The organism is Deltaproteobacteria bacterium (genome assembly GCA_026388545.1).
Lineage (GTDB): Bacteria > Desulfobacterota > Syntrophia > Syntrophales > UBA2185 > JAPLJS01.
On record JAPLJS010000017.1, the window covers coordinates 1 to 12,134 of the forward strand.

General features: G+C 45.6%; 13 protein-coding genes, 2 tRNA genes and 1 other RNA gene. 3 read left to right on the forward strand and 13 right to left on the reverse strand.

Annotated features, from left to right (window positions below):
- The 10 genes from porA to tadA all read right to left on the reverse strand — a co-directional run.
- Window positions 1-933 (reverse strand): pyruvate ferredoxin oxidoreductase (gene porA, locus NTW12_01135; GenBank protein MCX5844956.1); only part of this gene is annotated, 933 nt, incomplete at its 3' end.
- Window positions 934-946: 13 nt separating this feature from the next.
- Window positions 947-1,234 (reverse strand): 4Fe-4S binding protein, encoded by a 288-nt coding sequence (locus tag NTW12_01140; protein ID MCX5844957.1) that lies wholly within the window; start codon window positions 1,232-1,234, stop codon window positions 947-949.
- A gap of 26 nt (window positions 1,235-1,260) precedes the next feature.
- Window positions 1,261-1,806, reverse strand: a complete 546-nt coding sequence (locus tag NTW12_01145) for a 2-oxoacid:acceptor oxidoreductase family protein (protein ID MCX5844958.1) — start codon at window positions 1,804-1,806, stop codon at window positions 1,261-1,263.
- Window positions 1,807-1,933: 127 nt separating this feature from the next.
- Window positions 1,934-2,533, reverse strand: a complete 600-nt coding sequence (gene recR / locus NTW12_01150; protein ID MCX5844959.1) for a recombination mediator RecR — start codon at window positions 2,531-2,533, stop codon at window positions 1,934-1,936.
- Between the two features lie 13 nt (window positions 2,534-2,546).
- Window positions 2,547-2,861, reverse strand: coding sequence for a YbaB/EbfC family nucleoid-associated protein (locus NTW12_01155; protein MCX5844960.1), 315 nt, complete (start codon window positions 2,859-2,861; stop codon window positions 2,547-2,549).
- Window positions 2,862-2,893: 32 nt separating this feature from the next.
- On the reverse strand, window positions 2,894-4,594 hold the full coding sequence (gene dnaX, locus NTW12_01160) for a DNA polymerase III subunit gamma/tau (GenBank protein ID MCX5844961.1): 1,701 nt from the start codon (window positions 4,592-4,594) through the stop codon (window positions 2,894-2,896).
- A 127-nt stretch (window positions 4,595-4,721) separates the two neighbouring features.
- Window positions 4,722-4,820, reverse strand: an RNA gene (gene ffs / locus NTW12_01165) — signal recognition particle sRNA small type.
- A gap of 80 nt (window positions 4,821-4,900) precedes the next feature.
- Window positions 4,901-4,994: transfer RNA gene (locus tag NTW12_01170), tRNA-Ser, on the reverse strand.
- Window positions 4,995-5,080: 86 nt separating this feature from the next.
- Window positions 5,081-5,174: transfer RNA gene (locus tag NTW12_01175), tRNA-Ser, on the reverse strand.
- 31 nt (window positions 5,175-5,205) lie between these two features.
- On the reverse strand, window positions 5,206-5,664 hold the full coding sequence (gene tadA / locus NTW12_01180) for a tRNA adenosine(34) deaminase TadA (GenBank protein MCX5844962.1): 459 nt from the start codon (window positions 5,662-5,664) through the stop codon (window positions 5,206-5,208).
- Between the two features lie 111 nt (window positions 5,665-5,775).
- Here tadA and NTW12_01185 point away from each other — a divergent pair, with 111 nt between their 5' ends.
- Entirely contained in the window at window positions 5,776-6,333 is a 558-nt protein-coding gene (locus tag NTW12_01185) for a TonB family protein (protein MCX5844963.1), read from the forward strand.
- 27 nt (window positions 6,334-6,360) lie between these two features.
- Here the strand turns inward: NTW12_01185 and NTW12_01190 are convergent, their stop codons facing one another.
- From NTW12_01190 to NTW12_01200, 3 genes are all read right to left on the reverse strand, one after another.
- Window positions 6,361-7,968, reverse strand: coding sequence for an MBL fold metallo-hydrolase (locus NTW12_01190; protein ID MCX5844964.1), 1,608 nt, complete (start codon window positions 7,966-7,968; stop codon window positions 6,361-6,363).
- Between the two features lie 145 nt (window positions 7,969-8,113).
- Window positions 8,114-8,686: a DUF2284 domain-containing protein gene (locus NTW12_01195; protein ID MCX5844965.1), complete on the reverse strand. Its 573-nt coding sequence runs from the start codon at window positions 8,684-8,686 to the stop codon at window positions 8,114-8,116.
- Window positions 8,687-8,735: 49 nt separating this feature from the next.
- Window positions 8,736-9,290: a cob(I)yrinic acid a,c-diamide adenosyltransferase gene (locus NTW12_01200; GenBank protein ID MCX5844966.1), complete on the reverse strand. Its 555-nt coding sequence runs from the start codon at window positions 9,288-9,290 to the stop codon at window positions 8,736-8,738.
- Window positions 9,291-9,688: 398 nt separating this feature from the next.
- Here NTW12_01200 and NTW12_01205 point away from each other — a divergent pair, with 398 nt between their 5' ends.
- Both NTW12_01205 and NTW12_01210 read left to right on the forward strand, forming a co-directional pair.
- Window positions 9,689-10,639, forward strand: coding sequence for an ATP-binding cassette domain-containing protein (locus NTW12_01205; protein MCX5844967.1), 951 nt, complete (start codon window positions 9,689-9,691; stop codon window positions 10,637-10,639).
- Complete coding sequence (locus NTW12_01210; protein MCX5844968.1) at window positions 10,636-11,427, forward strand: ABC transporter permease; 792 nt, start codon at window positions 10,636-10,638, stop codon at window positions 11,425-11,427. The genes NTW12_01205 and NTW12_01210 overlap by 4 nt, the downstream gene beginning before the upstream one ends.
- Window positions 11,428-12,134 lie beyond the last annotated feature (707 nt).

Here is a 12,134-nt window from a genome sequence, read left to right on the forward strand (position 1 = left end):
CCCTTTCACTGCTTTTTTCAATTCATCCGCAGGAAATGGTCTGTAAAGCTTCAGGTCTATCAGTCCGGCCTTGAACCCTTCTTTGCGCAACTCATCAATGGCAACCTGCGCTGTTTCACCCATGGACCCCATGGTAAGCATAAGTACATCGGCATCATTCGCCTTATAAGACATGATGGGTTCATACTTCCGGCCGAACATCTTCTCCCACTCTTTCCATATTTCAAGGATAACCTTCTTCGAATTGATGAGCGCCTCATCATTGGCCTTTTTCGCCTCGTTATAGATATCCGGGAGCCCCAGAGTTCCCATGGAAACAATATTGTCCGGATGCAGGGCTGCGAAGGGTTTCCGCGGCGGGAGGAACTTGTCTACTTCCTCCTGATCCGGCATCATCATCGCCTCCACCACATGGGTAAGCTGGAAACCGTCCAGATTTACAAGCACCGGCAACATAACATCCGCATGCTCACCGATCTTGAAGGCCTGGATGCACATATCGATGGTTTCCTGGCCGTTTGACGCGAACATTGAAATCCAACCCAGATCCCTCACGCACATGTAATCGCTGTGATCGTTCCAGATGTTGATAGGACCCGATATCGCCCTGTTGCCAAGGCACATGATAACAGGAAGCCTCATGGACGGCACGACCGGAACGATTTCATACATATACAGCAGTCCCTGTGAACTTGTCGCCGTAAAGACGCGGGCGCCCGCTGCCGACGCTCCCGTACAGGCGCTCAGCGCCGAATGCTCTGATTCCACAGCGATATATTCGCAGTCAAGATGCCCGTCGGCAACAATTTCTGCCAGATGTTCAGGTATATGTGTGTTAGGCGTGATGGGATAAGCCGCAATCACGTCGGGTCTGCATAACGCGACCGCTTCTGCCGCGGCCATAGCAATTTCCATTCCAATTCGTTTTGACATAACGTATCCCTCCTCAGTCCTCTACCATCTTTATGGCGCGCGGCCAGCATTCGTGGTAGCAAATGCCACAGCCCTTGCAGTAATTAAGATCTGCCATAAAGAACCCTTCCGCGTCTTCCGTGATGCACGCTTCGGGACAGAACAGATAGCAGACGCCGCACTTGATGCATTTCGTATTATCCCAGATAGGCTTCTGTGCCCTCCAGCCTCCGGTCAAATATGACCGTGAGCTTGCAGGTTTGAATATCATGAGCCCCGGATTTGTATCTTGCCAGGTTTCTGGCCACTTTTTCTCTGTCATATGATACCTCAACACTCGTTCACATCTTAGTTTATTTTGACTTCGTCGTATGCCCGTTTCATGGCCGCCAGGTTCTTGTTGGCGATTCTGCCGAACCTGTGATCCACCGGACCTTTCACTGAATCAAGTGCAACAGCATTCGTACACTTGATCAGCGCCCCAAGCATGGTCGTATTCGTAATCGGAACGCCAAGCTCCTTCCACGCAATGGATGACCCATCGACTGTAGCGATCTTACCCTTGAATTTTGTGATTTCCGCAATTTCCTTTGCTGTTTTTGATGTGTTAACAATGAGTACGCCTTCTGGTTTCAGCCCGTCGGCAACATTAACCATGCCGATGAGACTCTCATCAAGGACAACAACTACATCCGGATTGTAAATCTGAGATCTGATATTTATGTGGTGATCATCGATCCGATTAAATGCTGCAACCGGTGCCCCTCTTCTCTCAGGTCCGAAACTCGGAAAACCTTGAGCATACTTACCCTCTCCGATGGCGGTCAATGCGAGTAACTCAACTGACGTTACCGCTCCCTGACCACCTCTTCCATGCCATCTCACTTCTATCATTGGAAAACTCCCAGAATGGATTGTGTAGAACAGTTAAAGACGATTAACAAAACAACGTGCGGCTACCTATTACAAAATCTTTTTTGTGTCAAGTATTTTTTTAAAATTTTTTTTATATTGATAATTTTTAAATTCCGCGGCGGTATTCCATGGATTTCGATAGAGTCATTTTGTCCATGTATTTTAGATCACTACCGACAGGCACTCCGAGGGCGATCCGGGTTACCTTTACACCCAGATTCTTGACAAATTTGTTAATGAGGAGGGCCGTTGCTTCACCCTGAACACTTGGGTTTGTGGCCACAATGATTTCTTCTACCCTGTTTGCCTCGATTCTTTTTAAAAGTTCCTGTATTTTCAGGTGATCCGGTCCTATCCCGTCAAGGGGCGACAGGGCTCCGTGGAGCACATGATAGGTTCCCCTGAAGCTGTCGCTTTCCTCTATTGCAACGAGAGCATCAGGTTCCTCGACAACACATATCAGGCTCTTGTCTCGTGAGGGATCCATACATATTTCACAGAGATGTCCCTCAGCCAGATTAAAACACAAAGAGCAAAGGCGAATCTTTAGTTTGACTTCTACTATACATTCGGCAAGTCTTCGCGCATTTTCCTCAGACGCACGAAGGATAAATGTTGCCAACCTCGTGGCTGTCTTTTCCCCGATGCCGGGCAATCTTCCGAGTTCCGCAATCAGACGTTTTATTGGAAGGGCGTAACCTGTCATTGGTGAACCTTCTCTACATCAGACCGGGGATATTAAAACCACCGGTAATCTTCGACATCTCTGCTGAAGCCATTTCCTGCGCCTTACGAACGCCTTCATTCACTGCCGCTATGATGAGATCCTGCAGCATATCGAGATCTTCCGGATTGACGACCTCTTTATCAATTTTCAGAGACAGTATCTCAAACTTTCCATTCACCACGACGGTTACCATACCTCCCCCGGCTGTCGCTTCAATGGTCTTTGATTCCAGCTCCGCCTGCATACTGGCCATTTTTTCCTGGATCTTTTTCGCCTGTTTCATGATGTTTCCAATATTATGTGTCAATGAACTTACCTCCTATACCTTTCGAAAAGTTGTTATTCATGATTCACTTTAGTAATAACCTCATGAACCACAGCGCCATCAAAGACATCCAATACCTTTTGCAAAAGGGGATGTTTGAGGGCATCTCGCTTGATATCATTGATCTTGTTATTATTGTTCGCGGCGCTATTTTGTATTTGATTATGTCTTTCTTCCGGCTCTTTTTCAAGAGATTCGATTCTTATCGTAACATCCTTACCAAAGTATGCCGTTGATATCTCGGTAAGGCGATCCTTTTGAGACTTCTCCTTTATGTCATCTAAAAAAATATAGTCTTTGTAGAAGCCGATCTTCAGGCAGTCGTTTTCATATTCAAGAAGTTTTCCGGCCTCTATTTTAGACCAGAGCGGATAACTCTGCTTTTTCACATATTCCTTATAATCTTTCCAAATATCTCCAAGGCTTTTACCTTCACCGGTATCATATCCGCAATGGACCTCGTCGACCATTCCCGCCTGTGTGACGCCGAAGAGTTGCTGAGAAGGAATGGATTTTGTCTCCTCCTTTACTTCGTAGGGAGAGGTTTTAAACGGGAGAGTTCCCCCGGATGTCAGTCTTTTCTCAAGCCCCTCCATCCTGGAAAGAATGGTGTCAATGGGTATCATCGGTTCGAGATAGGCCATTCTGACGAGGGTAGTCTCGAGGTTTATTCGTGGAGCCTGGCTTTTTCTCACATTTTCTTCCTCTGCCATTAAAATATCTAGTAGACGTTGGAGCGTCTCGCGCGAAACGTCTTTCGACTGCATAGTAAGACTGGCCACTTCATCATCCCCTAGATCGATCATTTCATGATCCTTTCCAACAATTTTTGTAAGGAGTAAGTTCCTGAAATGACCGATGAGCATCTGATAGAAGTATTTCATGTCAAGGCCGGCGTAATAACCTTCTTCGACGATTTTTAAGCAAAGGCCAGCGTTTCTTTCAAACACTGTCTCAGATAGCCTGAAGAGAAAACGTCTGTCCGTCAGTCCTAAGAGAGCTTCTATATCATGATCCTTGATCTCAAAGCCTGCATAGGATATTACCTGGTCAAAGATGCTCTGGGCATCTCTCAGACTCCCATCTCCCGCTTCAGCAATCCAGGTAAGGCCATTCTCATTGATATGAACACCTTCCGTCTCGGCAATCTGCCTCAAGCTATTCTTAATTTGCTTAAGAGATATTCTTCTGAAATCAAAGCACTGACAACGGGAAAGTATGGTCGCCGGTATTTTTTGGATTTCTGTCGTGGCAAAAACAAAAATTACATGCGAGGGCGGTTCCTCCAGGGTCTTCAAAAGGGCATTGAAGGCTTCCCTCGTCAGCATGTGTACTTCATCAATGATATAGAGCTTGTAGCGAGATGAAACGGGAGAATATTTAATATTATCCCTTAGTTCTCTTATCTCATCGATACCCCTGTTTGATGCGCCGTCGATTTCACGGACATCCATGGATATGCCTTCTGCGATCTCCCGGCAATTGGTGCATACATTACACGGTGTTTGTGCCGGTCCCTTTTCACAATTCAGGGCTTTGGCCAATATCCGGGCTACTGTTGTTTTCCCCACCCCGCGGGGCCCGCTGAAGATAAATGCATGGGCGACACGACTCTGGCGTATGGCATTCCTCAAGGTCTTTACGACATGCTCTTGTCCTACCACCTCTTCAAAGGTTTGAGGTCTACATTTTCTGGCCAGAACGAGATATTCCACTCCTGCTCCTCTCAAGCGAGAACTTATGATTACACCGACGACCCTTCGACATGCGCAGGGTCAATTCGACTACGGCCTTTTTCTCCGGTCTTACCCTGAAAAAGGCGGAGTCCCATTGAATTTAAAAGATAGCCAGGCTTACCCGCAGCACACGTCGGTAATTGCTGCCGTTGCTTCCTTCCGGATCTGGCGGGGTTCACAATCCTTCGTTGCACGGGACCCGGCTATCAGTATTTTAGGGATCAGGGTGTAGGGGTCAGAAAAAAATCCGCTGATCCCTGATCCCTGTCCACTGATTCCTGTTCTTGGCGGAGAGAGGGGGATTCGAACCCCCGGTACACCTTTTTGAGTATACACACGATTTCCAGTCGTGCCCCTTCAGCCTCTCGGGCATCTCTCCGATTTAGGGGTCAGGGGATAGGGATCAGAAAAAATTCTTTATGACCCACCCCTATTCCCTGTTCCCTAATCCCTGTCCCCTGTCATTGGCGGAGAGAGGGGGATTCGAACCCCCGTGAGAGCTTTTGGCCCCCAAATCGATTTCGAGTCGATCCCGTTATGACCACTTCGGTATCTCTCCGCAGAATTTATTATGACTATGGATTAATTTTTTATGCTATCCTCTTTTCACGAAAAAATCTACTCAAAATTTCGGCACACGCATCTTTCTTCACACCGCCTCTCAATTCCACAGAATGATTCAATCTCTTATCCTGAAGGAGTCTGTATAATGAAACAACCCCTCCACCTTTGGGGTCGTCGGCACCATATACGACTCTTTGTATCCGTGCCTGTATGATTGCCCCTGCACACATAACACACGGTTCAAGTGTTACATACAGAGTAGTACCAACAAGGCGATAATTACCCATCTTCCCCGCTGCCTCGCGAATCGCAAGAATCTCGGCATGGGCAGAAGGATCATTCATTAAAATAGAACAGTTATGCGATTTTCCCAGGATCTTGCCACCAAGAGTGATCACCGCACCGATAGGAACTTCACCTTTCGCGAAAGCCAGGGAAGCTTCTTCGAGGGCGATATCGATAAAGTTTTCGTCATTATAATCCATAAATCACCAACGATGATGGGAGTCTATGAGACTCAGGTTACATTCTATCACAAAATGTTGATTTTTATATCCTCATTGACGTATTATCCGGCAACGAAAGTGAGTTCCCGCATGACGTCAAAAAAAATAGTGATCATATCCATACTGATTTCTCTCACCAGTCATGTATTGATGCTCTATCTGACAAGCCTTGCCGAATGGCAAGGGAAACCCCTTAAGGAGGACGTTTTAACCGTTAGCCTGAAAGAACCGACGGCATACACAGAAAAAAACCTAGAGGAAAAAATGGAAAATAAGCCCTTCCATCAGGGTGACGAAAATGTGAATAATCACAAAATCAAACTGGAAGACACCGTCGATCTTGGAAGCATTGATCCTCGCTACACACCTTACCTTAAAAAAATAAAGAGAAAAATCGAAAGTATATGGGTATATCCCCAAGCAGCCTTCGAACAGGAGGAAGAAGGAATCGCCGTGGTTAAATTTTCAATAAGTGAAAGGGGAGACCTTTTGGCCAGCGGAATAGTAGAATCATCAGGATCCAACTACCTCGACCTGGGGGCTCTTGATGTTGTCAGATCGGCTGCTCCTTATGATCCCTTTCCGCGGGATTTCATGCTTTCACAATTGAACATTGTTGCCAGATTCCAATACAAACTCGTCGATTAGAAAAACATCAAGGTCTTTACAGAGCCGTCAGATTTCAGAATTTATTTCCATCAAAACGCGATCCAGTTCGAGAAGCCGGTCTCTGATTTCCGTTTGTTCGACCCACGGTTTTGATTCCAGGTAAGCTCTCCGTTCCTTAAGCCGGGCATATCTGGCGTTAATATCTTCAAGAATATAGCTCCAATCAATACGGGGGGCAGCCCTTTCGGGATACTCTTCTCGCTTGAGCACCCGTCCCGGCTCCAGGGTGGTCTCTTCAAGATATCCAGGTATCAGCACCTTGAAGCCGAATCGTTCCTTAATCAGACCCGCAAGCACCTGCTGTGCTGAATATTCCCCATGTATGAGGAAGACCTGCATCTCACGTGTCTGAAAATGACTCAACCACTCCAGAATCTGGCTTTGACCGGCATGGGCGGAAAATCCATTTATTGTAAACACCCTGGCTTTCACCGCAATTTCTTCATTGAAAAGGCGAATTTTCTTCGCGCCATCAACGATTTTACGACCCGTCGTCCCCTGAGCCTGAAAACCGACAAACACAACACTGGCGCCTTCCCGCCATATATTGTGCCTCAAGTGATGTTTTATCCTTCCTGCATCGGCCATACCGCTGGCTGAAATGACAATAGCCGGTCCTGGCACGTTGTTGATGGCAATGGACTCTTCAGTAGTCGGGGTAAAATGTAATTGCGGCAGATAGAGAGGGTCCTCCCCCCTCTTTATCAGCTCTCTGGTCTCCTCATCGAGGTATTTCGTGTGGTGGCGAAAAATTTCCGTAGCTTTGATGGCCAGCGGACTGTCCAGATAAACCGGCATATCCGGAGGCAGCCTTCCATCCTTGGACAGAAGATAGAGACAATACATCATCTCCTGTGTTCTTTCCACGGCAAAGGCAGGAATAATCACCTTCTCTTTATTGCCGTAACTGTATGCTATGGCCTCTGCCAGCTCATTCAGGCTGTCATCTTCATTTTTATGATCCCGGTTGCCATATGTTGATTCTAAAAAAAGGAAATCGGCGGCATCGACGATACTCGGATCTTCCATCATCAGTTGGGCAGGGCGTCCGATATCTCCGGAAAAGACCAGTTTTACAGTAACCCCATTTTCTTCAATCAAGAGTTCGATCAGGGATGCGCCGAGGATGTGGCCCGCATCTTTGAACTTAACTTTTACACCTGGTGCAGGTTCAAAAGTTTCATCATACGAAATAACCTTGAACATCGGGAATGTGGCTTCGGCATCTTTTTGCGTGTACAGAGGTTTAATGTTTTTTTCTCCGGAACGGAGATGTTTTTTGGTCTTCCACTGCGCTTCCATCTCCTGAATATGGGCGCTGTCGAGAAGCAGTATCTCCAGTAAATCCCTGGTCGGCACGGTGGTGTAAATCTGCCCGTTGAATCCCTTCTGAACCATCCGGGGCAGCAGCCCGGAATGGTCTATATGGGCATGGGTAATAAGGAAAAAATCAATTCTGCCGGGTTCATAAATATCAACATCCCAGTTTCTTTTCTCAATTTCCGCATTCCCCTGGTGCATCCCGCAGTCAACAGCGAACCGATGGCCATTCGTTTCAAGAATGTAGCAGGAGCCTGTTACTGTCCTTGCAGCTCCCATAAATTTTATTTTCATAAAGGCGATCCTCATCACATTGCGAGATTTTTTAACGCGGCCATAATCGGCCTCCGTCATTCATTTCATAGTGCACCCCCTCCTGCAACCATGAAATTTCTTCTATAGCCTTGTAAACTAAGTGATAATCAATGAGGGGGCAGTCTCATAGTAAAATTAGTCCTGTCCATGTAACCCTGTCGCTGATGGGAAAGGAGACCGGTAAACCTGCCTTTTCAGTTGTCGCAATCACATCGATTCCCATCGCTTCCATGGAGGGCCGGGCCTTGAAAGGAACCCGACATTGTATACCGCCATGAATCGCCACACATTCGTCACACAATCGGCAGCAACCTCCGATAAACCCGGCGGCAAAGCGGAATCCCACAGTAAATGCCTCCTTTTCACCTAAATTAACCAGTTCGTGAAGCTTCCTGGCAGGAAGAAAAACTTCTTCAGTAGGAGCTCTTGCAGATTTTTCACTCAGTTCAGAAGAAACCTGGAGAAGAATCGCCTTCTTATATTTTTTAAGAGTTTCGCGAAATTCCGCAACTGACGGCACATGAGGCGGGCACATGAGGTTTTTATTATAACTGTCGCATACGGGAACCTGACATTTCAGGCGGACTCTTTCGTCAATAATGATATCTGCACTATTTATTAAAATAACAGATGAAGCCCCCTGCTCTTTCAGCAGTGAAATGATTGTATGGAGAACTTTTTTATGATTCTTGATCATGGGCACTTCTCATTTCCCGTTTATTTAATTTTTCCTGCTTCCTTCTGAACTAAAACTCGATACCCGCTCTTTCCTTTACACCTGCCGAGTAATGATGTTTTATCTCGTTTATCTCGCTTGCCGTGTCCGCCAGTTCGATAATTTCCGGAGGCGCATACCTGCCCGTCAAAATTACATCTACATTTTGAGCTCTACTTTTTATAGTTTCCACAACGTCATCAAGGGAAATCAATTTAAAGTCGAGGGCAACATTGATCTCATCAAGGATAACCATGTTATACTCACCGGAAGAAAGGGCCTTTCTGGCGATGTTCAACCCCTGCCCGGCAAGTTCAACATCGACAGGCGCGGGGTTTTCCCTCATAACGAAACTGTCGAGGCCGCACTGATAAATCGTTACGCCGGGAAGGTATTTCTCAGCAGCTATTACCTCACCGTATTTCTTTCCCTTCATAAACTGAAGTACCAATACCTTCAAATCGTGGCCTACTGCCCGAAGGGCCTGCCCCATTGCGGCGGTTGTCTTACCTTTTCCATTGCCGGTGAAAACGAAAACCAGCCCTTTGTGATACTTCGATACCGTTTTCTCTATTATGTCAGGCATTTGCATTTTCCTCCCGTATATAATGACGGATATATGATTGATTATAAAACCCTGCTTAAATTATGTTTTAAGACAAATCCTCAATTGAAATACGACGGGATACGTAGCATATTCAATAAATTGTTACAATTCATTTAACCGGCAGATACAAAGTAATATTTTTTACTCCGTAATCAATGTCATTGACTTAAGAATGTTGTCTCTTTAAGTCCCCCTTTATAAAGGGGGATTCAGGGGGATTTTTTTACGATGATCCGTAAAATCTCCCCCGACCCCTCTTTAGAAAAGAGGGGAGTCAAAGAGCTTAAGTCAATGACATTGACTGCGTAATTACACAAGTAGCTTTAAAAAATTGACAACTGTGATATTGTAACAAGAAACAGTGAAAAGAGTACCCGATGAAAAGCACAAATAAAAGCGATACTGAAAATTTAACGGAAAACCCAATCATTGAGGCGAGAAATCTGAGGAAAGTCTTTGGTGATCTTGTAGCTGTCGACAATGTTTCTTTCACGGTATTTCCGGGAGAATGTTTCGGTATCCTGGGACCGAACGGCGCCGGAAAAACTTCAACCATTAGAATGATCTATGGCTTTTCACCTATGGCAAGCGGTATCCTTGAGGTCTTCGGTCTCGATGTCACACAAAACGCGAGAGCCATAAAATCCAGAATTGGTGTGTGTCAGCAGGAAAACAATCTAGATCCTGACCTCACAGTACAACAAAATTTAGAAGTTTTTGCCCGATATTTTAACATTCCCACCAGGACGGCGCGCATACAGACACAGAATCTTCTTAAGTTTATTGCCCTTGATCATCGCAAAGATACCAGGGCTATGGAACTTTCCGGAGGCATGATGCGCCGTCTGGTTCTGGCCCGCGCACTGCTCAACCAACCGGAACTTTTAATTCTGGATGAACCCACTACGGGACTGGACCCCCAATCCCGTCACCAGGTATGGGAACGTTTGGAGGAACTTCAAGCAAAAGGGCTTTCCATTCTTCTTACGACCCACAACATGGAAGAAGCTTCCCGGCTTTGTGATCGTCTTATCATCATGGATCATGGACGCGTTCTGGTAGAGGGAAAAACTCTCGATCTGATCAGGCAATATATAGGCCACGATATCATCGAAGTGGTTGAACCGGGCCATACATTAAGGGCATTCGTACAATCAAGGAATCTGAAACACGAAGACCTGGGCCATCGTCTCATTATATATGTTGAAGATGGAAATTCGCTGTACCATGAGATCAGGAAAGATTATTGTAAGGGAGGTTGTATCATGCGCATGGCGACCCTGGAAGACGTCTTTTTAAAATTAACAGGCAGGGAACTGAGAGAATGAAAAGAATACCATTACCCCATATATCCCGGCGGTTTTTGCGGGTCTGGCAGAGAAACTTTACTGTTTACCGGCAAAACTGGAAGATCAGCTTTGTTCCTCCCCTGCTCGAACCCCTTTTCTATTTACTTGCCTTCGGCGTCGGCTTGAGCGCCCTGATTGGAACAATTCATTACCAGGGATCTCAAATATCATATATCGCTTTCATCGCACCGGCCCTGATTGCCATCAACATTATGAATAACGCCTTCTTCGAGAATACCTATGCCTCATTTGTGCGCATGTATTATCAAAAAACATTCGATGCCATGATGGCGACACCGCTTTCCCTTGAAGAAATTATCACAGGGGAAATCATCTGGGGAGCCACCAAAGCGGTTATCGCCACGGCAATTATGCTTGGGGTCATTAGCTTATTTGGCCTCATCCGTTACCCTGAAGGCCTTTTGATTATCCCGCTGGCTTTTATCGCGGGAATTGCCTTTGGTTCAATCGGGATGTATTTCACTGGGATTGTGCCTAACATAGAATTGTTTAACCTGCCGGTTTTTCTCTTCATTACCCCAATGTTTCTCTTCAGCGGAACTTTTTTCCCCATTGAGAATCTGCCCGGGTGGGCTCAGCATCTTGCCGTTCTTTTACCATTGACTCACATGGTAAATCTCACAAGGTCTTTAAGTCTCGGTATCATTGATCTATCACTGTTGACGGGGCTTTGTTATTTTGTAATCACGTGCCTTATCTTTTTCCCGTTAGCGATTCACAAAATGCACCGGCGCTTAATCAAATGATCTTTAAGGGGTTTAAAAAAGAAAAATTTGTGAAAATGATAGCGACATGTGACGGCATTTGGTTCATCCGGTTGATGCGTGCTTCCTGTTATCCACAATCTGCTAAACTCTATAACTATCCGAGATTACAAGTCGTACTCATCGGTATAATCTCATCACAGCAACCGAGGAGTTGTAGGTATTGTGCGCAACAAAAGATGCGTCCTGAGATCGTTCGTTTCAAATTCTGCCTGTCCAAGCGTCATAACAAAATGATAACAAACAAAAGCCCCTCGTAAATTTTTACTTCTTGCGAGAGGCTAAGGGAATAATAACCGTTTAAGTCTAATAAGAAAGAGCGCTGCAATGCTTTTAACTAAGCTGAGTCAGCTTATTAAATAACTGCCCTTTAAGCAGTTCATCAGTACCACTAAGAACTAACGATGCTTTTTTGTTTACCTCCCAGTGAAATGATTAAATTTTCATTCATATCCCAGTGACATAACCAAATCCGGGCATTGCAGCATCTCTATGTTCTTAACTTACTCTTGCTGATTGTTAATGTCAAGAAGTGTGTCAAATATTAGACTGATCTTCTACAGTTGCCAAAAAATAGTTTTGCGATTACGGACAGATAGATATCCTGAAAAAGTTCTTGGCACCACATTTTGCTCTTTGACAAGAGGTCAAACAAGTCATGATATCTCCCGGATTGTTGGGGGCATGGC